The sequence below is a fragment of the Loktanella sp. F6476L genome, assembly GCF_023015725.1.
In the GTDB taxonomy this organism is placed as follows: Bacteria; Pseudomonadota; Alphaproteobacteria; order Rhodobacterales; family Rhodobacteraceae; genus Yoonia.
Map to the genome: position 1 here is coordinate 215437 of NZ_JALKAR010000002.1, position 23860 is coordinate 239296.

The following is a 23860-nucleotide window of genomic DNA, read 5'->3' on the forward strand; positions in this document are numbered from 1 at the left end:
CCAATGAAAATCTATCTGTCAGCCGTTGCAGCTCTTGCTTTGCTGGGTGCATGTGACCAAACATCAGGTGGCGCGTTTGATCGCCCGCTTGGATCCGAACTGGATAACGGCAACTTCGGTAATGCCACGATGAACAACCACCTGGTCCAAACAGGCCAGAACGGTTTGACCATCAACCTGCAGCGCCGCTTTGCGTCCGAAGTTGAATCAACTGTGAACTTTGCGTTCAATTCTGCCCAACTGGACGGTGCCGCACGTGCGACCCTGACCACGCAAGCAAACTGGATCAAACAGTTCCCAGAAGTCCGGTTTAAGGTCTTCGGCCACACCGATCTGGTTGGGCCTAACAGCTATAACCGTCGTCTTGGCTTGCGACGCGCACAAGCGGTTGTTTCGTTCCTTGCGTCACAGGGCATTAGCCGGTCCCGTTTGGAAGCTGTTGTATCCTTCGGTGAAGAACAGCCAGTTGTCGCGACACAAAGCATGGAACGTCGTAACCGTCGGACCATCACGGAAGTATCCGGTTTTGTTGACGGCGATGGCACAGAACTGAACGGCAAATACGCGCAGGTCATCTTCCGCGAATATGTCACCAGTGCTGTTCCACCAACAGGCGTGACCGCAGCGCAATCCATCAGCGAAGGCGCCGACGGCGGCTAAACTGCGATCGCGACATACCAAATAGCCTCTCTATTTGATGATTTTTTGTTGGCGCGGCCCGTATGGGTCGCGTCAACAACGTTTAAAAATATCCATGATCGTTGCCAAATATCGCACAAAGGCGATCTTTTGGCCCAAATGTCGACACGTTTCGGGGCCAAAACCACATCATAGGGATTTCTCCGCATGCGATTTGTGCGGGCCGAAAGATCAAGGGGGCCGGTACGAATCCTCCAAAGTCATCGGAAACATCCCGTAATGATGAGGATTTGAGTGATGAGCAGCGCAGTTTTGCAGCATGAACCACAGCCGATTGTTGCGTGTACAGTCAGCCGTGACGTCCAGATTTTCGATCTGCTGATCGAAGACATGGAAGCCGCACTGGGTGAACAATGGGGCGATCTGTCCTTTGACGACGCTATTCCTTTTCTGGCGCAGCCAGATGCCGCCTCCCTGAAATTTTTGACGATCGCGATGGACCACGAAGACGAGGACCGCCTCGCTTTGATCAGTCAGATTATTGCTGGCGCAAAGGCCCAAGGCATCAAGGTGATCCTCATCACCGAAGATGTGAGCCCTGCCGCATTGCACAATCTGCTGCGCGAAGGCGGCGACGAATTTGTCCCCTACCCGCTTCCTGAAAGCGAATTGGCCCGCGCGATTGAACGAGTCCTGACACCAAAAGAAGTTATGGATGTTGATCCAGTTGAAGGCGAAGCGCCCCGCAAGAAGAAAATTGGCGGTGGCAAAAATGGTGTGATCATGCCCGTGCACGGATTGTCCGGCGGCATCGGTGCGACGACCATGGCCGTCAACCTTGCGTGGGAACTGGCGACGCTTGAAAAAGTGGATGCGCCAAAGGTCTGTTTGCTGGATTTTGATTTCCAATTTGGCACGACGGCAACCTATCTCGACTTGCCGCGTCGCGAAACCGTCGTTGAATTGCTGACCGACACCGAATCCATGGACAGCGAATCCTTCATGCAGGCGATGACGACATACGAAGACACGCTGCACGTACTGACCGCCCCGTTCGACATGATCCCGCTTGATCTTGTTGGCCCGGAAGACATTCAACGCATCATGGATTTGGCGGCAAGCCACTTTGATTACGTTGTGATCGACATGCCATCGACGATGGTGGAATGGTCCCAGACTGTTCTCGATGCGGCCCACGTTTATTTCGGCATGATCGAATTGGACATGCGGTCTGCGCAGAACACCCTGCGTCTGAAACGTGCCCTACAGGCCGAAGACCTACCGTTCGAAAAGATCCGCTTTGTGCTGAACCGCGCACCTGGATTTACCGATCTGAACGGCAAATCACGGGTCAAACGTTTGGCCGACAGCCTTGGCATCAGCATTGAAGTTTTGATGCCAGATGGTGGCAAACCAGTTGCACAAAACGCGGACCACGGTCTGCCGTTGGGGGCTGGTCTTCCGAAGAATGCATTGCGCAAAGAAATCGCGAAACTCGCGAAATCGGTCCACGAAGTTGGTGCCGCCGAAGCCGTTGAAGGCTGAGGGGAAGGAACAAGACCATGTTTTCGAAGTATAAAAAACCAGGTGCAGGCGGCGATACCGCAAAGGCAGCAGCCAAACCGGCGCTATCCGCAGTTCCTGATGCCGTTGTAGAAGAGGCACCTAAGAAGTCTTTGATGCGCGCCATGCCGATTAAGCCTGCGGGCGACGTCGTTGCAGCGGACAAAGAAAAGCGCCGCAAAGTACGGCTTGGTGAAATCAAGCTGGAATTGCACAAAGCCCTGCTTGATAATCTGAACCTTGCCGCGCTTGAAACCGCGTCCGAGGCCGATTTGCGTGCAGAGATTAACGCGATTGCGACTGAATCCCTTGAGGAAATGGGCATCGTTCTGAACCGTGAAGAACGCACAACCCTGTCTCAGGATTTGTTCTTTGAGGTGACGGGTCTTGGCCCGCTCGAAACGCTTCTACAAGACGACACTGTGAACGATATTCTGGTGAACGGTCCGCAGCAGGTTTTTGTGGAACGCGCTGGTAAGCTCGAATTGTCTGACGTGACCTTTAAAGATGAAAAGCACCTGCTGCGGATCATCGATAAAATCGTTTCTGCCGTTGGCCGTCGTGTTGACGAAAGTAACCCTTACGTCGATGCGCGTTTGCAAGACGGGTCGCGTTTCAACGCCATGGTTCCGCCAGTGGCTGTGGATGGGTCGCTCGTTTCTATTCGTAAGTTTAAGAAGGATAAGCTTGGCATTGACGATCTGGTCAAGTTCGGCGCCTTTACCGAAGAAATGGCGGCCTATTTGCAAGCCGCCGTTGCCACACGTCTGAACGTCATCGTGTCTGGTGGTACGGGTTCCGGTAAAACGACGACGCTGAACGCGCTTTCATCTTTCATTGATAACAACGAACGTATCCTGACGATCGAGGATACAGCGGAACTTCAGCTGCAACAGACACATGTAGGTCGGATGGAATCACGTCCACCAAACGTTGAAGGCAAAGGCGAAGTTTCCCCGCGCGACTGTCTGAAAAACGCCCTGCGGATGCGTCCGGACCGGATCATCGTGGGTGAGACGCGTGGCGAAGAAGTTATCGACATGTTGCAGGCGATGAACACGGGCCACGACGGGTCCATGACAACAATTCACGCCAACAATGCGCGCGATGGTATTTCCCGTCTGGAAAACATGATCGCGATGGCGGGTATCGAAATGCCGCTGAAAGCGGTGCGGTCCCAAATTTCATCTGCGGTGAACCTGATCGTGCAGGCGTCGCGTCTGCAAGATGGTTCGCGCCGGATGACATCCATCACAGAGATCACAGGCATGGAGGGCGACGTGATTTCCATGCAGGAAGTGTTCCGTTTCCAGCGTGTGGGTCTGACGCCCGATAACAAGATTATCGGCCACTTTACCGCGACCGGTGTGCGCTCCGCGTATTCCGACCGCTTTAAGCTGTGGGGCTACGATCTACCGCCAGCTATCTTTGAACCCATGGTTGCGGAGTAAATCCAATGATTTCAGCACAACCCATTATCTATATCGTCATTTTCGCCGCTGTACTTTTCTTGGTGCAGGGTGCGTATTTGCTGATCTTCGGGAAATCCGTTCAACTGGATAACAAGGTGAACCGCCGTCTGGCCCTGCTTGAAAAGGGTGGTCAGCGCGAACAGGTGCTGGAACAGCTGCGTAAGGAAATGACGCAGCACATGAGATCGCAAAGCATCCCGCTTTATTCGATTTTGGCGTCCAAAGCCCAAAAAGCAAACATCGCGTTTTCACCGGTTCAGTTGATAATGGTGATGGCGGGCGCATCTGTCGCCGCATTTGTTGGCCTGACGTTCGCCACCGAAATAGAAACATTGACGCGAATCTTCGTGGCCGTCGGCATGGGCATCGGCGGGGTCTACATGTGGATCTCTAAAAAAGCGAACAAGCGCATGTCGATGATCGAAGAACAACTGCCAGAAGCGGTTGAACTGATGGTCCGGTCTTTGCGTGTTGGTCACCCGTTTTCCAGCGCGATCCAGATCGTTGCGAAAGAAATCGCTGACCCGCTTGGCACCGAAATGGGCATGATTTCCGATGAAGCGGCATATGGTCGCGACATGGGTGAAACGCTGAAAGCCATGGCAGAACGTCTGGACATGCAGGATATGCGCTTCCTTGCGGTTGCTGTGACGATCCAACAGCAATCCGGTGGTAACCTGGCTGAAATTCTGCACGGGTTGGCGCAGGTGATCCGCGCACGGTTCCGCCTGTTTCGCCGCGTGAAAGCGATTACGGCCGAGGCCCAATGGTCCGGCAAATTGCTGTCCGCTTTCCCGATTATGGCGCTGATTGCGATCAACCTGATCAAGCCGGATTACTTTGACGAAGTGATGGAAACCGACGTGTTTATCCCTGCTTGTCTGATTGTTGCTGCGTTCTTGGTCACGAACATGATCGTGATGCGGGCGCTCGTGAATATTAAGGTCTGAGGTTACCCCATGGAATTCTTTAACAACGCCAAACTGATGGTTGAAGACATGCTCGGTCCATTTGGTCCGGTCATGCTGGTCGGTGCCCTCGGGTTCATGATGATCCTGATCACCCTGCCTATTCTGATGAAAAAGCAAGCTGATCCGCTGGACCGACTAAAGGCCAACACGCGCACCGTGCAAAAGATGCCGGGCAAGCCTGAAAAGCTGCGTGCAGCGTCAGGTCGTGATAAACTGGAAAAGTACGCGAACTTCCTCGAACCACAGGACGAAGAAGAATTCAGCGCTGTGAAGCTGAAGCTGATGCAAGCCGGCTACCAAAGCAAAAACGCCGTGCGGATGTACCATTTTTCCCAGTTCGCACTGGGTGTGATCGGTCTGATCATCGGTGTGGTCTACGCTATGACCAATTCCGGCGACGAAACAACGACCCAAGATCTGTTGATTTGGGTTCTGATCCCGGGTGGTGCGTTCTACATGCTGCCGAAATACTGGGTCACGCGTCGTCAGGCCATGCGCCACGAAGCAATCACCAACGGCTTTCCAGATAGTCTTGATATGATGCTGGTTTGCGTCGAAGCAGGCCAATCTTTGGATCAATCCATCATTCGCGTCGCCAACGAACTGAAATCAGGCTTCCCTGATCTTGCTGGTGAATTCGAAGTGGTGAGCCACGAAATGAAAGCTGGTAAAGAAAAAGGCGCCGTGCTGAAAGACATGGCTGAACGGTGTGGTGTGCAGGATATCACCAGCTTTGTGACCGTGCTTGTGCAGTCCCAGCAGTTTGGTACGTCAATTGCCGACGCGTTGCGGGTCTATGCATCTGAAATGCGGGACAAACGTGTGATGCGTGCGGAAGAAGCCGCAAACAAACTGCCAACAAAGATGACATTGGCCACGATGATGTTGACGGTGCCGCCGCTTCTGGTCATTTTGATCGGACCATCGATCTACGGCATCTCCCAGAACTTGGGTGGCTAACTAAGGCAGGCACGCATGCACATCATAAAGGCCCTACTCATTTCGGGCTTAAGTTTTACAGCCGCCTGCACGTCAGGCGGCTTTGAACGTTCAGACGGCGACCCGTTTGCACCGGGTGTCGCGGGTGAATCCGATATCGACGGGCTAATCGTGGGGCACCGTTTGATGGCAGCCGGACAGTTTGAGCTGGCCTTGAACGCCTACACCCGCGCGGCAGCCCAACAAGGGTTAAACCCCGATACATTGTCCGCCCTTGGATCCGCGAACCTGCGATTGGGCCGACTTGGCCAAGCCGAACGGTGGCTACGCCGTGCTACCATCGAAGCACCTGAATTCGCGCCAGCATGGAACAATCTGGGCGTTATTTTGATGGAACAGGGCAAAACAGGCGAAGCAAGCGAGGCATTCCGTCGCGCTTTTGCCACGGATAACGGAAATTCGGACCAAATTCGGGACAACCTGCGCGCGGCGCTCGCAAAGTTAAACGACCCTTTCTATGCTCAATCACAAGAAAACCAACAATTTGAATTGGTGCGACGGGGTACAGGCGATTTCGCTCTCACAGCACCACTTTGAGGTAAGAGCAGTAAAAAGGACGCAAAAACATGCGCCACCCTATTCTTTTTCCGATGTGTATTGCCGCAATCGTGGCGCTGTCTGCGTGTGAAAAATCCGGCGATGCCGAAGTTCAACGCGCTTTGCAGGACCTGAACGTCGTTGACGAAACCAATTTGAACGATGTCTTCCTGACAGTCAGCGACCCCGACGAGGCGGTCAGCTACTTTTCCCGCGCCAACGAAAACGATCCGGGCCGGATTGATCTGATGCGCGGCCTTGCCAAATCTTACATCCGCGCAAAGCGCAGTTCTGAAGCCGTTTCCGCGTGGGAAGCCGTGACAAGCCACGCTGACGCAGGCAACGAAGACCGCGTTGAGCTGGCTGATGCCTATATCCGCACGAACCAGTGGGACAAGGCCGCCGCGACGCTGAATTCTATTCCGCCGACCCACGAGACGTTCAAACGCTACCGTCTTGAAGCGATCATCGCCGACAGCAACGAACAGTGGGAAAAAGCGGACAGCTTTTACCAAACGGCCGTTGGCCTGACGACGACCCCTGCAAGTGTTTATAACAACTGGGGTTATTCCAACCTGACACGTGGATCTTACCGTGATGCGGAACGTCTGTTCACAGATGCCCTGCGCCATGATCCACAACTGTTTACCGCCAAAAACAACATCGTTCTGGCCCGCGGCGCACAGCGCAACTACGATCTGCCTGTGATCCCGATGACCCAGACCGAACGTGCGCAATTGCTGCACACAATGGCGCTGACCGCGATCAAACAGAACGACATCAACATCGGCAAAGGCCTGTTGCGTGAAGCGATCGACACCCATCCACAGCACTTCGAGGAAGCAACGCGTGCCCTGCGCGCCCTCGAAGATAACGTCGCCAACTAAGGGCTTCACGACGTGGACGGTTTATCATCTTGGGCAGCGGCGTGGTTTCTCCTCGCCGCTGTTCCTATTTCAGGCTTTGTGATCTTTAGCGATCTGGCGCGGATGAAGATTCCGAACGTGGCCGTTGGCGCGCTTGTCGCCAGCTACGCCGTGCTTGGGCTGATTGCATTGCCTTTTGATCAATATCTTTGGCATTGGACCCATTTGCCCGTTCTTTTGCTGGTCGGGATTATCCTAAACGCTGCGGGTGCGATGGGTGCTGGTGACGCGAAATTCATCGCGGCTGCAGGTCCGTTTATCGCTACAGCCGACATCCAACTAATGATCCCATTGTTTTCGGCCTGCTTGCTGGCGGGGTTCTTCGCGCACCGTTTGGCACGCATGTCCCCGATCCGCAAAGCCGTGCCCCATTGGGAAAGCTGGACAACTGGCAAACGGTTTCCGATGGGTTTTCCATTGGGCATGACACTCGTGTTCTACCTGCTCATGGTGCTGGTCCTGCGCTAAGCCATCACAAATGCCACCGAAAACCAGTCATTTGTTCATCATTTCGCCATAATACCCGTGTTGTTTGAACCCTAAATCACCCCGCCAAAACGGGGTGTTTCGTGCAGTCAGACAGCAGGCCCATTATGAACGTACACACCCAATCCGTTATGGCACCCCCGGCCCCCAAAGGGCTGGCAGGGATGCAGTTGCCCATGTCGATGATGCGCGACATCCTGATCAAGACCATGTTCCGAATGAACCTCAATCAGGTTAGCGAACTCAGCCCTGTGATCTGTTTGCCGATCCCCGTTGTGCAAGAACTGGTCGATATGGCGCGGTCCCAACTGCTGCTGGAAGCGACAGGCACCATGTCTGCCACCGCTGGCAACGAAATGGGGTATCAGCTGACGGATGCCGGTAAATCCCGCGCACTGGATGCGTTATCGCAGTCTGAATATTTCGGCGCGATGCCTGTGCCGCTCGAAGTGTACCGCGATCAGGTACAACGCCAATCCATTCGGAACATTCAAGTATCGCGTGACCGTTTGACGTCCGCGATGGGCCATCTGATCCTGCCTGACGCCTTGCTAGACCAACTTGGGCCAGCGGTTGGTGCGGGACGTTCCGTGCTGATGTACGGACCACCGGGCAACGGTAAGTCATCAATTTCAAACGGTATTCGGGATGCGCTTGGCGACAAGATCTACGTGCCGCGCGCCATCGAATATTCAGGTCAGGTGATCACTGTTTACGATCCCATCGTGCATAATGCCGCCGAAGACGATGCAGACGATCCGAATTCGCTGCGCCGGACATCGGGGCGTTTTGATACCCGCTACGTCAAATGCGAACGGCCCACCGTGATCACGGGTGGTGAACTTTCACTATCGATGCTTGATCTTGTCTATAATTCGACCGCGCGGACCTATCAGGCGCCTTTGCAGCTGAAATCCAGCGGTGGCATTTTCATCGTGGACGACCTTGGCCGTCAGGCTGAACCGCCGCAGGCATTGATTAACCGCTGGATCGTTCCGCTGGAAGAAAACAAAGATATTCTGGCCCTACAATCTGGTGAAAAGTTCGAAGTGCCATTCGACACGCTCGTGATTTTCTCGACCAACTTCCACCCGAACAAGATCTTCGATAAGGCGGCTTTGCGCCGGATTTTCTATAAGATCAAAATTGACGGGCCGGATCAGGCGGATTTCTTGAAAATCTTCGCGATGGTCGCCCGCAAACGTCGGATGCCGTTAGATGAAGACACGTTGATCCACCTGCTGAACAACCGCTATCCGGAAATCGGCAACGCCTATGCGAACTATCAGCCGATCTTCCTCATCGACCAGATGATCGCGATTTGTGACTTTGAAGGTATTCCTTACCAGATGACACCAAAACTGGTGGATCGTGCCTGGGAAAACATGTTCGTCAAAGAAGAAGACATCATCCACTAACGACACGTCTTCATTTCGAGAAAACAATGCATTCCAGCGGCCGCCCCATTGCAGCCGCTGGCGTTTGCCATACCTTAAGCGCATGAGCGCCCTGCCCCCCCAATTCACCAACTGGTTCGCGCAACGCGGTTGGTCGATCCACCCGCATCAGCAAGACATGTTGGACCGCAAGGACCTGCCCGCGTTAATGTTGATTGCTCCCACTGGTGGCGGTAAAACACTGGCTGGTTTCCTGCCCACATTGGTGGAACTGGCGGATGGCGGGCACGATGGCTTGCACACGTTGTATGTGTCACCGTTGAAAGCCTTAGCCGCTGATATCAAACGTAATTTGCGCGCGCCCGTTGATGAAATGGACCTGCCGATCCGCATTGAAGATCGGACTGGCGACACGTCTTACACGCAAAAGCGCAGACAACGCGCTGACCCGCCACATATCCTGCTCACCACGCCCGAAAGCCTTGCGCTGCTGACATCATACGAAGATGCGCCGCGCATGTTTAAGGGTGTCCAGCGCATTATTGTCGACGAAATTCACGCGCTCGCGGAAAGCAAACGCGGCGATCAGCTGATGCTTGCCCTATCCCGTTTGCAAGCCATGTCGCCCGATCTGCGCCGCGTTGGTCTGTCTGCGACGGTCGAAGACCCTGCCGCGATTGCGCATGAACTGGCCTGCCATCCTGATCCCTGCCCCATCTTGCATGCCGATCCCGGCCCTGCGCCTGACATCCAGATGCTCGTCACCGAAGAACAACCGCCATGGACCGGTGGTGGCGGCAAATACGCGATCCCTGCGGTTCTCGAGCAGGTGAAAAAACACAATACGACGTTGATCTTTCACAATACCCGCGCACAGGCCGAAATCTTTTTCCACAATCTTTGGCTTGCGAATGAAGAGGCGCTGCCAATCGGTATCCACCACGGATCATTAGATAAATCCCAACGTGAAAAGGTCGAAGCGGCCATGGTCGCGGGTAATTTGAAGGCGATTGTTTGCACCGGATCACTTGATCTGGGCATTGACTGGGGCGACGTCGATCTGGTTATTCAAGTTGGTGCGCCCAAGAATGTGAAACGTTTGGTGCAGCGGATCGGGCGCGCCAACCACCGCTATAATGCGCCGTCCAAAGCGCTACTTGTGCCTGCAAACAGGTTCGAAGTTGTGGAATGCGTCGCGGCGTTAGAGGCCGTGCATGCCCAAGATCTGGACGGTGATCCAAAGGGACCGGGTCCGCGCGATGTGTTGTGCCAACACATCCTAATCATCGCCTGCGCGGGGCCGTTCGACGTGGACGACCTGTATGCTGAAGTGAAAACCGTGGGTGCGTTTTTCGGCCTGTCGCGTCCCGATTTTGATGCCTGTTTCGATTTCTGCGCCACCGGTGGTTATGCGCTGCGGGCCTACGACAAATGGCAGCGGCTGATGCAGCGCCCCGACGGGTTGTGGCAATTGCGCGATCCGCGTGCCGCACAGCGCATCCGCATGAACATCGGCACCATTCAGGACACTGAAACCCTCAAGGTTAAACTCAAGGGTAATTTCAAAGCATTAGGCGAGATCGAAGAAAGCTTTGCCGCCACGCTAACACCCGGTGATACCTTCCTGATCGGTGGGCAGATTGTACGCTATGACAGTCTGAAAGAACTGACCGTGCAGGTCACACGCGACGCCGCCAAAACGCCCAAGATCGCGACATTCATGGGCACCAAATTCGCGACATCGACCCAACTGCAGGCCCGCATCTTGCGCATGTTCCAGCAGGATAGCTGGCCGCAACTGCCCATGCACACCGCTGAATGGCTGCATCTGCAACGCGACATTTCCAAACTGCCCGAGGCAGATCGGATTCTTGTCGAAAGCATGTATTTCGATGACCGCCACTACACATGTGTCTACGGCTTTGCGGGGCGCAATGCGCAACAAACGCTTGGTCTGCTTCTGACACAACGGATGGAACAACTGGGTCTGCACCCCATGGGGTTTGTGGCGACCGATTATGCGACGTTGTTTTGGGGGCTTGATCCGGTCACCGATCCTGCCCCGCTGTTTGACACGACGGCCATCACCGACGGGTTTGAAACATGGCTGGGCGGCAATGCGGTGATGAAGAAGACGTTTCGTGGGGCCGCGACGATTGCTGGGCTGATCGAACGGAATCTGCCGCAAAAACGCAAAACCGGAAGGCAGGCAACATTTTCCAGCGATATCCTGTATGACACGCTTTATAAGTACGACCCTGACCACCTGATCCTGCAAATCGCACGGGAAGAGGCGCTGCGCGGGCTTGTCGATTTTGGCCGTATCGCCGAGATGATGGATCGGACTGCGGGACGCATTGACCATGTCATTCTGGATCGCGTGTCGCCATTGTCTGCGCCCATGTTGTTAGAACGGGGCAAAGTGATGGTCGCAGGTAGCGCGCAGGACAAGCTGTTGGACGACACTGCCGCATTGCTAATGGAAAGCGCAGGGTTAAGCCAACTGCCCCAATAACGCTTGCCAATCGCACGCACGCGCGGCACTTCCGTCCCTATGACCGCCCATGTTTTTACCTTCGCCGATCTGACGTTCCATGCTGAAGCCACCGGTGCGCTTTGGATCCCTGACCATCGTACCTTGGTTGTCTCTGACCTGCATTTGGGTAAATCAGATAGAATCGCGCGCCGAACTGGCACCTTGATCCCGCCATACGAAAATCTTGAAACGCTCAATCGGCTGGAAGCAGAGATCAACCGTCTCGATCCGCAGCAGATCGTTTGTTTGGGCGATAGTTTTGATGATCTTCTCGGTGTCGATGCGCTGGATGAGGCGAACCAAACGACGCTGCTGCGGCTGCAAGCGGGGCGCACGTGGGTGTGGATCGAAGGGAACCACGATCCGGGGCCCGTAGATTTAGGCGGTAGCCATCTAAGCGAAATGACTATCGGCACGGTGGCTTTTCGCCATATCGCCAGCGATGCGGTGCCCGAAGTATCCGGACACTACCACCCAAAACACGGTGTTCCCGGAATGGGGCGGCTAAGACCTTGTTTCGTCTACGATACTCAGCGTCTGATCCTGCCCGCCTTTGGGGCCTATACCGGTGGGCTAAAGGTGTCAGATGCCGCGATACGTCAGCTGTTTAGCAAACAGGCGATCACTGTGTTAACTGGGTCTCGCGCTGTTCCCGTGCCTCTGGGATTAGTCCGGCGGCAACAAGGACGGGGCGGTAGGTTCGGCTAATCGGGACACGCACTCCCGTAGTCAATTCCAACAGTTCGCGGCGACCTTCGTAGATAATGCCTTTGACGTGCGCCTGACTGACCCAATGGGACCGGTGTGTGATATAGCCCATGACATCATCCATTTCGGCAATCGCGTCTGATAACCGCATCAATAGGCGCTGCTCGCTGCCGTCGGACAGGCCGACAAGCACATAGTGATCGTTCACGGTGAGGCGGGTGATAGCGAATTCGTTCGAACAAATCCCTAACCGACTGAACAAACGTGGTGGTAGCGGGGCTTCTTCAACAGGTTCATCACGTGGATCAACAAAGACAGGTTCCGGATTAATCAGCGCAAACAGCGCTGTGCATGTCCCCGTGGTCAGCAAAACCCAAGATGACAAAATAGCCAGCGAAATATTGTCTGCGCCCCATGATACGGGACCCAAATTCAAAAAGGTGAAAAGAATGGGGGAAAAGACGCCGCTAAAAATGAGAAAATCAATTGTCCGACTTTCGGCCAAAGACCGTCCTTCAAAGAAGGTCGCCGTCAAACTGTGGGTAACTGCTTTTGTGATATAAGCGCCGATAAAAACGGGGCCCCAAAATAGCATTCGGGCCCCGACGCTTAAGTCCGAGAAACTGCCAAACGGTCCCGCGAATGAAAAGAAAATGCACCCGAAAACGACCATCGAAAAAATACGACCGTTCGTCAAAACTTTGGCAACTTGCCTTCCGAAATTTCGCAACACCTACCCCGTAACTAAAAAATCATACTGCACAATTATTGGTCACTAGGTTAAGTTCTCGTTTGACGATCTCCAAGTCTAAATAATGTTAGTCGCCAAATTATCGTTACGTAACTTTACGCAGTCAAACCTTCAGGCTCTGCTAAACCATTGGCACGACAGCATGCTGTCACGGTATTGGCCAGCAAACATGCGATCGTCATTGGTCCAACACCGCCCGGAACCGGCGTAATTGCACCCGCTACCGCAGCGCAGCTTTCGTAGTCAGCATCGCCAACCAAACGCGTCTTTGGTGTGCCATCGTCCGTAAGGCCTGCATCAATACGGTTAATACCAACGTCAATAACGGTTGCACCTTCCTTGATCCAATCACCCGGCACCATTTCAGGACGTCCGACTGCTGCGACAACAATATCCGCCTGTTTTACGGTCCCGGCCAAATCTTTTGTACGGCTATGTGCGATGGTCACAGTGCAGCTATCGTTTAACAACAATTGCGCCATTGGCTTCCCGACAATATTTGACCGCCCGATGACAACTGCATTCAAACCCGACAAAGAACCGTGATGCTCGCGCAACATCATCAAGCAACCTAATGGCGTGCAAGGCACCATTGATTTCTGCCCTGTACCAAGCAGACCAACGTTTGAAATATGGAAACCATCGACGTCTTTTGCAGGATCAATTGAATTAATCACCAAATCACTGTCGAGGTGATCAGGCAAAGGCAATTGAACCAGAATACCGTGGACCGCTGGATCAGCATTCAAATCAGCGATCACTTTGAGCAACGCTTCTTCCGTCGTATCGACATCCAATTTGTGCTCGTAAGAATTCATCCCGACCTCAACGGTCATTTTGCCCTTTGAGCGGACGTAAACTTGGCTCGCCGGATCTTCGCCAACCAGTACCACAGCCAGACCCGGCGTGATCCCGTTCACTTCTTTCAGGCGGGCAACATGCTCGCCTACTTGGCCGCGGACTTTGGCCGCAAAGGCTTTTCCGTCGATTACAGTCGCAGTCATGTCATACCTCAGTCTTAGGAAATGTAAGGCGCTTTTGGGGGATGTTTACCACGGTCGCAAGCACCTTTGGGATGGTGGGTGGGGCGTCGGCGCAGCCGCGCATCGCCCCACCATTCTTTAAAACAGGCCTTCGATTTGGCCGTCAGCGTTCAAGTGAATCGCCTCCGCAGATGGGACACGTGGCAAGCCAGGCATCGTCATAATCTCACCGCAGATCACAACCACAAAGCCCGCGCCCGCACTCAAACGTACTTCGCGAACAGGAACAGAATGCCCAGTGGGCGCGCCGCGCACGGTCGGGTCTGTGGTGAATGAATACTGTGTTTTTGCCATGCAAATCGGCAGGTTACCGTATCCTTGATCTTCCCAGTCCTTCAACTGCGTCCTCAATTTTTGATCCATCAACACTTCATCGGCATGGTAGATACGTTTTGCAATCGTATCGATCTTATCAAACAGGCTCATGTCATCTGGATAGATCGGCGCGAAATTCGAAATACCGGCCTCGGCGACCTCAGCGACCTTTTTCGCAAGGTCTTCAGACCCCTTTGATCCGAACTCCCAGTGCTGTGACAGCACCGCTTCGGACCCTTGTGTCGCGACATAGTCTTTGACGGCTTGGACTTCCGCATCCGTATCCGTGACAAAGTGGTTAATCGCGACAACAACCGGCACGCCGAACGATTTCAGGTTTCCGATATGGCGGCCAAGGTTGGCACACCCCGACTTCACTGCCTCAACATTCTCAGCGCCCAAATCTGCCTTTGCGACGCCGCCATTCATCTTCATGGCCCGGACCGTTGCAACAAGAACCACGCAATCCGGCGAAAGCCCCGCTTTGCGGCATTTGATGTTCAGGAATTTTTCTGCGCCCAAATCCGCGCCAAAGCCTGCTTCAGTCACAACGTAATCAGCAATTTTCAACGCCGTAGTCGTCGCCGTAACCGAATTGCAGCCATGTGCGATATTCGCAAACGGGCCACCGTGGACAAAAGCAGGATTATTCTCGAGCGTTTGCACAAGGTTTGGCTGCATTGCGTCTTTCAATAGGACAGTCATCGCCCCGTCAGCCTTGATATCACGACAGAAAACCGGAGATCGATCCCGACGATAGGCCACAATCATATCGCCCAAACGGTTTTGCAAATCTTCAAGGTTTTTGGCCAAGCACAAGATCGCCATCACTTCTGATGCAACCGTGATGTCAAACCCGCCTTCACGTGGGAAACCGTTTGCAACACCGCCAAGGTTTACGTTGATCTGACGCAGGGCCCGATCGTTCATGTCCAATACGCGACGCCAAGCAACGCGGCGAATGTCGATTTCTAGCGAATTGCCCCAGTATACGTGATTATCGAGCATCGCGGCCAACAAATTGTGGGCCGAAGTAATCGCGTGAAAGTCACCTGTAAAATGCAGGTTCATGTCTTCCATAGGCACAACTTGCGCCATCCCACCGCCAGCAGCCCCACCTTTCATACCAAAGTTCGGCCCAAGCGACGCCTCGCGGATACAAACAGCGGCCTTTTTGCCGATCCGGTTTAACCCATCGCCCAACCCGACAGTCGTCGTTGTCTTACCTTCGCCCGCAGGGGTCGGATTGATCGCGGTCACGAGGACAAGTTTACCGTTTGGCCGATCTTGGACGGAATCGATGAAAGATTGACTAACTTTCGCTTTGTCGTGGCCGTAGGGCAGCAGATCGTCGCTGCTAATGCCTAACTTCGCACCGATTTCTTGAATCGGTTGTTTGACTGCTTCGCGTGCAATCTCGATATCCGTCTTATAAGCCATGGTGCCTCCCTGATGCGCGGGCAACTGCCCGTGTTCTAAATCGCTTCTATCGATCGGCAAAGAAGATCAGCACCGCGATTGCGACATAACGCCTGCCGGAATCGTCGGTTTCATGGAGGATCGTTTCGGATTGGAAACCTTAGCCTTCAAAAAGGTCCGGTTGGGCCATCCACGCCCGTTGATCCGGGACATGTAAGGTCAACGTGTCGCCCAACCGCAATGTGCCCTCGCGTTCGACCCAGGCGGTGACCCCGCGCATACCAGCCGCGGCCGCTTTGAATGCTTTCCCATGGCCCGGTTTCGCCGCCTCAATTGTCTTGGCGGGAAAGATGCAGGGCCTGTTTTGCATGTCGACCGTCAGGGTCACCCCGTCTTGCGACTGCAGTCGTGATGATGGCGGCACATGCGAAAAATCCGGTATGCCGTCTACCACGATTGATGCACCCAACCAAGCGGGATCAATCGCATCCAAGCCCAACGTCGCTGCGATCTTTGCTAGTTCCGTCGCGCACACGATGCTGATTTGACGGGTATTCCGGATTTCGGTGTCACGCGGGTATTGAGACAAAACACGACTGCACGACGGACGGGTTAACCCTGCATGAACTTCGTTCTTCGCACCGGCAAAGGTCAACGGCATGTCTTGCAGCGCGTTGGTTTCAATCTCCGGCGTGGCCCGATTGGGCACCGACCCGAGCCACGTAATTTTTCCTGAAAATGATGTGGGGGTCAGTGCTGGCATTTGCGGTCTCCATTTTCGGACATGAAGACCAAGCCACTCAGAAAACACAACCCTTAGAAATGAAAAACCCCGCCACTAGGGCGGGGTCAATTCGTTTGCTTAGACTGACGGTTCAGGTTCCATACCACCGTCATTCGACTTTGGCTTTTTCGGCTTCGTCTTTGGAATTGCCGTCACTGAATTACCGTCACTTGGCGGCGTATCATCCGCATCATCACCACGGTTCAGGGCCTCACCTGCGATCACGCGTGTGATTTCATTGCCGGTAAGTGTTTCATATTCCAGCAGACCTTGCGCCAATCGTTCCAGATCATCCGCTTTTTCAGTCAGGATCCGTTTTGCAGTTTCATAGCCTTCGTCAATAAAACGGCGTACCTCTTCATCGATTGTCTTCTGGGTTTCGGCTGAATGGCTTGTCGCGCCTGCATAATTCCCAAGATGGCTTTGCTGTTCATTTGCGTAATCGATATGACCGATTTTTTCAGAGAACCCGAATTGTGTCACCATCGCACGGGCAATCTTTGATACCTGCTGGATGTCAGACGTCGCGCCGGACGTTACATTTTCTGGTCCAAAGATCAGTTCTTCTGCAACTTTACCGCCCATCGCCATCGCAATTTTGGAAGTGTATTTGGTGTAGCTGACAGACAGCTGATCGCGTTCCGGCAAGGACAACACCAAGCCCAACGCACGACCGCGTGGAATGATCGTGGCCTTGTGGATCGGATCGTGTTGCGGAACGTTTAGCCCGACAATCGCGTGCCCAGCTTCGTGGTATGCCGTCAGTTTCTTTTCGTCTTCCGTCATAACCATTGACCGGCGCTCTGCGCCCATCATGACCTTATCTTTGGCGGATTCAAAGTCGATCATGGTGACAAAGCGGCGACCAACACGCGCCGCCATCAAAGCGGATTCGTTCACGAGGTTCGCAAGGTCAGCACCAGAGAAACCAGGCGTCCCCCGCGCAATGATGCGTAGATCAACGTCAGGACCAAGCGGGACCTTGCGTGCATGCACGCCCAAAATCTTTTCGCGACCCTTGATATCAGGGTTTGGCACCTGAACCTGACGGTCAAAACGGCCCGGACGCAGCAACGCTGGGTCAAGCACATCAGGACGGTTTGTCGCCGCGACGATGATGATGCCTTCGTTTGCTTCAAAACCATCCATCTCAACCAGCAACTGGTTCAAGGTCTGTTCACGTTCATCGTTTCCGCCGCCGTAACCAGCACCACGGGACCGACCAACCGCATCGATTTCGTCAATAAACACGATGCAAGGAGCGTTCTTTTTGCCCTGCTCGAACATGTCACGGACACGAGACGCACCCACACCAACGAACATTTCGACAAAATCGGAACCAGAGATTGTGAAGAACGGCACACCAGCTTCGCCCGCAATTGCACGCGCCAGCAGCGTTTTACCAGTTCCCGGAGGGCCCACAAGCAGCGCACCCTTTGGAATTTTGCCGCCCAAACGAGAGAATTTCTGTGGGTTGCGCAGGAATTCTACGATCTCTTCGAGTTCTTCTTTCGCTTCATCAATACCAGCAACATCGTCAAACGTGACGCGACCATGTTTCTCGGTTAGCAGCTTTGCCTTGGATTTCCCAAAACCCATCGCACCGCCTTTGCCGCCGCCCTGCATGCGGTTCATGAAATAAATCCACACACCGATCAGCAATGCAAAAGGCAACAAACCAATCAGGAATGATTGTAGACCTGACTGTTCCTGCGCCCGCGCAGCAACGGGAATATCGTTGGCGATTAGAAGGTCAGTAACCTCTGCGTCGCGCGGCATGATGGCCACATATTCCTGACCGTTCGTACCACGGTAGCGGATTTGCTCACCATCAAGCGTGACCTGCGCCACAGAACCGCCTTCAACGGATGTGACAAATTCTGAATAGCTCTTCGTATTCGACATGCTTGAACTTTGCCCGCCAGAAAACAGGCTAAATAAAGCCATCACCAGCAGAAAAAGAACGACCCAGAATACAAGATTGCGTGCGTTGCCCAAGGCGACACTCCTTACAAATCGGAAAATCGGCACCGACAGAGTCGGGCCTAAGCGTTAAAGGTAAAATAGACGTTCACGCCGAGACTTCAATGACCTGACCCCGAACTTGGCAAATCAGCGACAATCTGTAACGACCATGCATTCGAAAAACCCGCCAACGGGGCCGAAACGAGCGTATCGTTGCGCCAAATCGCAGGGCTAGACCGCAACGATGCCCTTGGAAGGCGCGTTTGACGCCAGTTTGGGCAATCATCGACGGCATCACCCAACGCTGCGATGTGGATGTCGTCGGCATGTGGCCCGTCCAGCCGCCACCGACCGTCCCAAATTTCGTCCGTTTTGGCGACACGTTGCTGCACAGCACGATATTCGCGCGCAAATCGGACCATGCCCCAGCCATATGATAGCTTGCAGCCCGCAATGGTCGCGTCCTCACCACGCTGCAGTCGCCGCAATGCTTCGATTTGTTCAGTGCGGCGCGGCGCGGCTTCGCCGCTGTTGAGTGTGCGCATAATGGCGAGCACCAATCGCCGCGCACCTTCGCACCCAATCTTGGCCAACACATCCTGGCGCAACAGGTAGTCCCCTTGGTCTTCGATGACATGTTCCGTCAACAGATCAGCTGTCGCGTGGACCAGCATTTCCGTCGTTTGCGCCATGTTTTCAGCAATCTGTGAAAACGCGGTTAATGGAATACCGGCATCTTCTAATGGACCAAGAAGTCGCCGGACCCTAATCCGTTGAAAACGGGGATCTTCGTTAGATGGATCGTCGATCCAGTTCTGGCCTGCGGTACTTAATCCTTCTCTCAGTGTATCCCGCGACGTTCCCAAGAATGGCCGCAGGAACGCAACGCCGTGTTTGACGGTTCGCAATGGCATGCCGGACAAGCCTTCGGGGCCTGCCCCACGACCAAGCGCCATGAGAATCGTCTCGGCCTGATCATCCAACGTATGTCCTAACAAAACGTGTTGAATGTCCTGCGACTGCGCCCAATCAGCCAACAACCTGTAGCGGGCATCACGAGCGGCGGCCTGAAGGTTGCCGATGGCGCCCGTACCCTGCCACGATAATGTCGTGTGATGGATGTTTCGCGCGGCACACAACGTCGCGACGAATTCGCATTCGCTTGCCGCTTCTTTTCTGAGACCATGGTTAACCGACGCGGCATGTATCCGCGTGGTGCTGTTAGAAAAAGCGGCATGCACCGCCAACAAAAGTGCGACGGAATCGCCGCCACCAGAAACGGCGACCCCGATTTTTGGCAATTTCGATAGTAGCTTTACGGTTTCTTCAGGAAGTTCAGGCAGCATGCCGTCACGAGCAACCCAAATTGCGCATTGCCGATTGTGATTCAAGGACGCTTGGATCGCCGGGGAAGCGCACACCAACCTCAGCGAGTGTTATGCAACCATCTTGAACCTGCCCCACGGCACCCAAAGCAACACCAAGCTTTAGCAACGCTTCAGGCGCGTATTGCCCCTGTGGATTACCCGAAAATGCCTGCAAATACGCACGCGCAGCGGCGGTCGTGTCGCCAAGACCGTCAAGCGCTTTACCACGCAGCAATTCCGCTTGCTGACTTACTGGGCTGCCCGGGTAGGTCGCGCTGAAGGTCGCAAGGAGGTCAGCGGCGCTGCGAAAGTCACCTTGAGCGAGCGCCTCCTGCGCCCGCTCAAAATCGGCCTGTTCGCCAACGGCCAAAGCAGGGCCACCTGTCGCAGGGGCCGGTGTCGCCGCCGGAACATTCGCCCCGTTATCAACGCCACCCAAGGATGGCGTGTCGCCTAACTGCCCAATGTCGCAACCTTCTTCGAGTTCACACAGACGGAATTCAAGATCACCGATGCGATTGGTTCCATCCACCGTGATACGGTTTACGCGAAATTCGAGTTCCTCGGTTTTGGAGGTCAGCCGCTGCAATTCCGCTTCGATTGCGTTTAGGCGATCAAGCGGCGTATTCCCTGCGATACCAGTCGTCAGGGCACCTGTCGTCGACAGTTCCCCTTTCAACCCGTTGATATCGCTATAAAGCACAGAAAGTTGCTGGCGAATGTCCGCCAGTGTCCCATCCTGTGCGAAAGCCGTCAAAGGCGTGATAGCAATAACAGTCGCGATAGTCAGAAAACGCCGCATTGTCTTTTCCTTAGCTCGTGCCGCCAGCTGCGATCACAGTCACAGCACGTCGGTTCTGCGAATAACAGGCCTCGGATGCGCAAACCTCAATCGGGCGCTCTTTCCCGTAGGAAATCACCCGCAAGCGCGTCGATGGAACGCCTTGTGATACAAGATATTCACGCACCGCGTTTGCACGACGATTGCCAAGCGCGAGGTTATATTCCCGCGTGCCCTGCTCATCGGCGTGGCCTTCAATAATCGCCTGATAATCCGCGTTTGTTTTCAACCAGTTCGCTTGACCGTTCAATGTCTGCTGTCCAGCCGCAGTCAAGGTAGAGCTATCCACGACGAACAAGACGCGATCGCCAATTGTCTGTGTAAAGTACAGCGGGCTTTGCGGATCATTCGCGCCGGTTGGCGCAACGGGTGCGACCAATGGCGCACCTGTGTTTGCACCTGCACCAGCGCCCGCATCCGCACCACCACTGCCGCCGAAGCGATCAGGGTTCGTACACGCCGCAGTAGCCAAAATCAGCGTCGCCAGCGCTGCCTTCTTCAAAAATACCATATGCCCGTTCCTATTATTCTTGGTTTGTTGGCGCGATCTTAACATGTGTTTCGCATCATGTGAATCACGCTTTGTTTTATGGCTGTAATGGACCCCATGTCGGATCAGATGCGCCGCCTTGGACTGGTACGGCTTGTAAATTGCGCCCTGAAACATCGACCGAATACAGGGACGACGTGCCACCGGCACCCAATGTTTCGCGGAAAAACATGATGACGCGCCCGTTCGGTGACCATGTGGGGCCTTCGTCCAAAGGTGATGCGGTCAAAAGACGTTCTTCGCTGCCGTCGGTACGCATTACGCCAATGTGGAACCGGCCTGCGTTTTGTTTTGTGAAGGCGATCAGATCGCCCCGCGGTGACCAAACGGGTGTGCCATATCGACCTTCGCCAAAGGAAATGCGCTGCGCATCACCGCCATTTGCGGACATGATGTAAAGCTGTGGCGCGCCCGAACGGTCGCTTTCAAACACGATTTGGCTGCCATCGGGGCTAAACGACGGTGCCGTTTCAATCGAAGGGGCAGAGGTCAACCGCGTGTGCGCACCGCTGGCCAAGTCCGTCCGGTAAAGATCCGTGTTGCCACCATTCGCGAGGCTGTAGATCACTTGTGTCCCGTCACGCGAAAAGCGCGGCGAAAACGCCATTTCGCCTTCAGCGGTAGGAAGCTGCCGTTTTCCAACATTCGCCACGTCCAAAACGTTAATGCGCGGGAAGCCGGATTCATACGATGTATACAGGACCCGATCGCCTGTCGGACTGAAACGCGGTGCCAAAACAATCGCACTGCTGTCTGTTAAGAATTGCACGTTCGCACCGTCATAATCCATGATCGCGAGCCGTTTGGCACGGTTATCTTTTGGCCCTGCTTCGGCCACATAAACCACGCGACTGTCGAAATATCCGCCTTCACCAGTGATCCGCGAATAGGCTGCATCGGCCACTTTGTGGGCCATGCGCCGCCAGCCGGGCACGGTGCCTGCGAACTGCAATCCGCCGCCCAATTCAGCACCAGAGAACACATCATAAAGCCGGAATTTCACCGTCAGATTCTGTCCGCTGACCGTCACGGCCCCTTTAATCAAGGCCTGCGCGTTGATGGCGCGCCAGTCAGGATAGGACACTGGCTGCGAAAACGATGCTTCTTGCGCGATAAAGGCAGACGACGGAATTTCGCGGAACAGGCCCGTCCCGGTCAAGTCAGCCGCAACAAGGCGCGTGATATCGGCGGCGACCTGTGCGGCCTCCGGGTTTTCGGCCTCGAACGCGGGCACTGCGAACGGCAGCGGTTCGATCACACCATCGGTGATGGTTAATCGCAACGGACCATCTTGCGCCACAACGGGGGCCGCTAGCCCGCCGGACAAGGCCGCCGCTAGCAAAATGGTCAATAGTCGTTTCATTCTCTCGCCTCATTTTCGATAGGTGCGCCTGCACCTTCGTCTTAACTATTACACGCGTCACGGGGAAAAGGTTCCTGCCCCCCTGCGCAATTTCTTGCCGCTACCTTAATCGCATCCCTGAAGGGTCAAAGGTAATTTCGACATCTTTCCATTGCCCATATTTGTCCGCAGGCAACTGGTATCCATTTGGATTTTGGCACCGCAGGATGGCACGCCGCGCCGCCTGAAACGCCGTGCTTTGCGCAGAACCATCACCACCGGACGCGGAAATCTGACGCACGTCGCCTTGAACTTTGCCCGCTTGATCTAGGCTAAACCCAACAACAAGCGTCACACGTGCCGCCACTGATCCGGGGTCCACGTTCCAGCATCGGTTCACGGCGACACGGAAACCTTCACGTTCTGATCCGGTCATGGGCGGGCCTTGCGGGATATTTGGCGCGTCGCTGCTGCTGGCCGCATCCGCGAGCGCCGCTGCAACCGCGTCATCCACGTCGGTCGCCACGTTGTCGCTTGATGCAGTCGATGTCTCTGCTGGTGTCACAGGCGCGGGTGCTGGCCGGTTTGGGCGCACGTTGGGTCGCACGGATGTCTCGACCGCACCTGACGGCACGGCGTCTTCCAACACGATTTCTGTCGCGGCTTCTTCGGGTGCCGTTTCTTCGACCGCATCTTCGACGATCTCTTCGGGTGTTTCTTGTTCGGGCGCTGCGCTTTCGGTCGCAACCTCTGCTACAGCCACGTCTTCCGGCGGCGGCGCAACCTGTGTTGGTGCAATACGGTCCGCCTGTCGCTGTTGCGGTCGGGGCGAAGACGTCAAATCTGGCGCACCGGGTGGTGGCGTGTCTGGCACAGGCGGCAGTTCCGGGATCGCATCGCTGACAATGGCGGGTTCAGCGGCAGGAACAGGTGCAGGCGGTGGTGTATCTTCAGCCGGAGTTTCCACGGCTTCGGGTTGTGCTGGCACAGGCGTCGGATCATCGACCGCTTCGGGGGTTGGGGCCGCATCGTCGACTTCTGGCACGGGTGGCGCGGACGGATCTGAGGTGCCCGGCTGCGGCGTGGTGGCCGCCACGATCTGCGCGTATTCCTCGCCAGAAACGACCGAAACCTCGGATACCTCGAACGGCAATGGCTCCGCGTTGAAGCCCCAACCGGCGATCAGCCAGATCAGAAGTCCCGCATGCCCTGCGCCTGAAATGATGGTGCCCGGTGTCGCCATTTTGGC

At 54.8% G+C, this 23860-nt stretch carries 21 protein-coding genes; 11 read left to right on the forward strand and 10 right to left on the reverse strand.

Annotated elements, in window-relative coordinates:
• The first annotated feature begins 3 nt into the window (after nucleotides 1–3).
• The 11 genes from MWU61_RS06320 (at nucleotide 4) to pdeM (ending at nucleotide 12234) form a co-directional block, all read left to right on the forward strand.
• Nucleotides 4–660, forward strand: a complete 657-nt coding sequence (locus tag MWU61_RS06320) for an OmpA family protein (protein WP_247127442.1) — start codon at nucleotides 4–6, stop codon at nucleotides 658–660.
• A gap of 276 nt (nucleotides 661–936) precedes the next feature.
• Nucleotides 937–2184, forward strand: coding sequence for an AAA family ATPase (locus tag MWU61_RS06325; protein WP_247127443.1), 1248 nt, complete (start codon nucleotides 937–939; stop codon nucleotides 2182–2184).
• Nucleotides 2185–2201: 17 nt separating this feature from the next.
• Nucleotides 2202–3653: a CpaF family protein gene (locus MWU61_RS06330; protein WP_247127444.1), complete on the forward strand. Its 1452-nt coding sequence runs from the start codon at nucleotides 2202–2204 to the stop codon at nucleotides 3651–3653.
• Nucleotides 3654–3658: 5 nt separating this feature from the next.
• Complete coding sequence (locus MWU61_RS06335; RefSeq protein ID WP_247127445.1) at nucleotides 3659–4624, forward strand: type II secretion system F family protein; 966 nt, start codon at nucleotides 3659–3661, stop codon at nucleotides 4622–4624.
• Nucleotides 4625–4633: 9 nt separating this feature from the next.
• Nucleotides 4634–5605 (forward strand): type II secretion system F family protein, encoded by a 972-nt coding sequence (locus tag MWU61_RS06340; protein ID WP_247127446.1) that lies wholly within the window; start codon nucleotides 4634–4636, stop codon nucleotides 5603–5605.
• Between the two features lie 15 nt (nucleotides 5606–5620).
• Complete coding sequence (locus MWU61_RS06345) at nucleotides 5621–6181, forward strand: tetratricopeptide repeat protein (protein ID WP_247127447.1); 561 nt, start codon at nucleotides 5621–5623, stop codon at nucleotides 6179–6181.
• 29 nt (nucleotides 6182–6210) lie between these two features.
• Nucleotides 6211–7068 carry a tetratricopeptide repeat protein gene (locus MWU61_RS06350; RefSeq protein ID WP_247127448.1) on the forward strand — a complete coding sequence of 286 codons (858 nt, stop codon included), beginning with the start codon at nucleotides 6211–6213 and terminating at the stop codon, nucleotides 7066–7068.
• 12 nt (nucleotides 7069–7080) lie between these two features.
• Entirely contained in the window at nucleotides 7081–7575 is a 495-nt protein-coding gene (locus tag MWU61_RS06355; protein WP_247127449.1) for a prepilin peptidase, read from the forward strand.
• Between the two features lie 125 nt (nucleotides 7576–7700).
• Nucleotides 7701–9011 (forward strand): ATPase, encoded by a 1311-nt coding sequence (locus MWU61_RS06360; protein ID WP_247127450.1) that lies wholly within the window; start codon nucleotides 7701–7703, stop codon nucleotides 9009–9011.
• An 82-nt stretch (nucleotides 9012–9093) separates the two neighbouring features.
• The gene (locus tag MWU61_RS06365) at nucleotides 9094–11505 is read left to right on the forward strand and encodes a ligase-associated DNA damage response DEXH box helicase (protein WP_247127451.1); all 2412 of its coding nucleotides are present in this window, start codon (nucleotides 9094–9096) and stop codon (nucleotides 11503–11505) included.
• 39 nt (nucleotides 11506–11544) lie between these two features.
• Nucleotides 11545–12234 carry a ligase-associated DNA damage response endonuclease PdeM gene (pdeM, locus tag MWU61_RS06370; RefSeq protein WP_247127452.1) on the forward strand — a complete coding sequence of 230 codons (690 nt, stop codon included), beginning with the start codon at nucleotides 11545–11547 and terminating at the stop codon, nucleotides 12232–12234.
• Here pdeM and MWU61_RS06375 read toward each other — a convergent pair.
• The 10 genes from MWU61_RS06375 to MWU61_RS06420 form a co-directional block, all read right to left on the reverse strand.
• Nucleotides 12149–12829, reverse strand: coding sequence for a LytTR family DNA-binding domain-containing protein (locus MWU61_RS06375; RefSeq protein ID WP_247127453.1), 681 nt, complete (start codon nucleotides 12827–12829; stop codon nucleotides 12149–12151). The two genes, pdeM and MWU61_RS06375, sit on opposite strands and share 86 nt — an antisense overlap.
• 251 nt (nucleotides 12830–13080) lie before the next feature.
• Nucleotides 13081–13989, reverse strand: coding sequence for a bifunctional methylenetetrahydrofolate dehydrogenase/methenyltetrahydrofolate cyclohydrolase FolD (gene folD / locus MWU61_RS06380; RefSeq protein WP_247127454.1), 909 nt, complete (start codon nucleotides 13987–13989; stop codon nucleotides 13081–13083).
• Between the two features lie 117 nt (nucleotides 13990–14106).
• Nucleotides 14107–15783, reverse strand: coding sequence for a formate--tetrahydrofolate ligase (locus MWU61_RS06385; protein WP_247127455.1), 1677 nt, complete (start codon nucleotides 15781–15783; stop codon nucleotides 14107–14109).
• A gap of 139 nt (nucleotides 15784–15922) precedes the next feature.
• Nucleotides 15923–16525, reverse strand: coding sequence for an MOSC domain-containing protein (locus MWU61_RS06390; protein ID WP_247127456.1), 603 nt, complete (start codon nucleotides 16523–16525; stop codon nucleotides 15923–15925).
• A gap of 99 nt (nucleotides 16526–16624) precedes the next feature.
• The gene (gene ftsH, locus MWU61_RS06395; RefSeq protein WP_281501976.1) at nucleotides 16625–18544 is read right to left on the reverse strand and encodes an ATP-dependent zinc metalloprotease FtsH; all 1920 of its coding nucleotides are present in this window, start codon (nucleotides 18542–18544) and stop codon (nucleotides 16625–16627) included.
• A gap of 86 nt (nucleotides 18545–18630) precedes the next feature.
• Nucleotides 18631–19857 (reverse strand): tRNA lysidine(34) synthetase TilS, encoded by a 1227-nt coding sequence (tilS, locus tag MWU61_RS06400; RefSeq protein ID WP_247127457.1) that lies wholly within the window; start codon nucleotides 19855–19857, stop codon nucleotides 18631–18633.
• A gap of 4 nt (nucleotides 19858–19861) precedes the next feature.
• A complete protein-coding gene (locus tag MWU61_RS06405; RefSeq protein ID WP_247127458.1) occupies nucleotides 19862–20680 on the reverse strand; it encodes a tetratricopeptide repeat protein in 819 nt (272 codons plus the stop codon).
• A gap of 10 nt (nucleotides 20681–20690) precedes the next feature.
• Entirely contained in the window at nucleotides 20691–21230 is a 540-nt protein-coding gene (pal, locus tag MWU61_RS06410; protein WP_247127459.1) for a peptidoglycan-associated lipoprotein Pal, read from the reverse strand.
• A 76-nt stretch (nucleotides 21231–21306) separates the two neighbouring features.
• Nucleotides 21307–22632 (reverse strand): Tol-Pal system beta propeller repeat protein TolB, encoded by a 1326-nt coding sequence (gene tolB / locus MWU61_RS06415; protein WP_247127460.1) that lies wholly within the window; start codon nucleotides 22630–22632, stop codon nucleotides 21307–21309.
• A gap of 100 nt (nucleotides 22633–22732) precedes the next feature.
• Nucleotides 22733–23854 carry an energy transducer TonB gene (locus tag MWU61_RS06420; protein ID WP_247127461.1) on the reverse strand — a complete coding sequence of 374 codons (1122 nt, stop codon included), beginning with the start codon at nucleotides 23852–23854 and terminating at the stop codon, nucleotides 22733–22735.
• Nucleotides 23855–23860: the final 6 nt, after the last annotated feature.

What these genes read in the sequence shown, in the direction of transcription:
- MWU61_RS06320 (WP_247127442.1), top strand. Translation starts at nt 4, where the DNA reads ATGAAAATCTATCTGTCAGCCGTTGCAGCTCTTGCTTTGCTGGGTGCA.
- MWU61_RS06325 (WP_247127443.1), top strand. Translation starts at nt 937, where the DNA reads ATGAGCAGCGCAGTTTTGCAGCATGAACCACAGCCGATTGTTGCGTGT.
- MWU61_RS06330 (WP_247127444.1), top strand. Translation starts at nt 2,202, where the DNA reads ATGTTTTCGAAGTATAAAAAACCAGGTGCAGGCGGCGATACCGCAAAG.
- MWU61_RS06335 (WP_247127445.1), top strand. Translation starts at nt 3,659, where the DNA reads ATGATTTCAGCACAACCCATTATCTATATCGTCATTTTCGCCGCTGTA.
- MWU61_RS06340 (WP_247127446.1), top strand. Translation starts at nt 4,634, where the DNA reads ATGGAATTCTTTAACAACGCCAAACTGATGGTTGAAGACATGCTCGGT.
- MWU61_RS06345 (WP_247127447.1), top strand. Translation starts at nt 5,621, where the DNA reads ATGCACATCATAAAGGCCCTACTCATTTCGGGCTTAAGTTTTACAGCC.
- MWU61_RS06350 (WP_247127448.1), top strand. Translation starts at nt 6,211, where the DNA reads ATGCGCCACCCTATTCTTTTTCCGATGTGTATTGCCGCAATCGTGGCG.
- MWU61_RS06360 (WP_247127450.1), top strand. Translation starts at nt 7,701, where the DNA reads ATGAACGTACACACCCAATCCGTTATGGCACCCCCGGCCCCCAAAGGG.
- MWU61_RS06365 (WP_247127451.1), top strand. Translation starts at nt 9,094, where the DNA reads ATGAGCGCCCTGCCCCCCCAATTCACCAACTGGTTCGCGCAACGCGGT.
- pdeM (WP_247127452.1), top strand. Translation starts at nt 11,545, where the DNA reads ATGACCGCCCATGTTTTTACCTTCGCCGATCTGACGTTCCATGCTGAA.
- MWU61_RS06375 (WP_247127453.1), bottom strand. Translation starts at nt 12,829, where the DNA reads ATGCTATTTTGGGGCCCCGTTTTTATCGGCGCTTATATCACAAAAGCA.
- folD (WP_247127454.1), bottom strand. Translation starts at nt 13,989, where the DNA reads ATGACTGCGACTGTAATCGACGGAAAAGCCTTTGCGGCCAAAGTCCGC.
- MWU61_RS06385 (WP_247127455.1), bottom strand. Translation starts at nt 15,783, where the DNA reads ATGGCTTATAAGACGGATATCGAGATTGCACGCGAAGCAGTCAAACAA.
- MWU61_RS06390 (WP_247127456.1), bottom strand. Translation starts at nt 16,525, where the DNA reads ATGCCAGCACTGACCCCCACATCATTTTCAGGAAAAATTACGTGGCTC.
- tilS (WP_247127457.1), bottom strand. Translation starts at nt 19,857, where the DNA reads ATGCTGCCTGAACTTCCTGAAGAAACCGTAAAGCTACTATCGAAATTG.
- MWU61_RS06405 (WP_247127458.1), bottom strand. Translation starts at nt 20,680, where the DNA reads ATGCGGCGTTTTCTGACTATCGCGACTGTTATTGCTATCACGCCTTTG.
- pal (WP_247127459.1), bottom strand. Translation starts at nt 21,230, where the DNA reads ATGGTATTTTTGAAGAAGGCAGCGCTGGCGACGCTGATTTTGGCTACT.
- tolB (WP_247127460.1), bottom strand. Translation starts at nt 22,632, where the DNA reads ATGAAACGACTATTGACCATTTTGCTAGCGGCGGCCTTGTCCGGCGGG.
- MWU61_RS06420 (WP_247127461.1), bottom strand. Translation starts at nt 23,854, where the DNA reads ATGGCGACACCGGGCACCATCATTTCAGGCGCAGGGCATGCGGGACTT.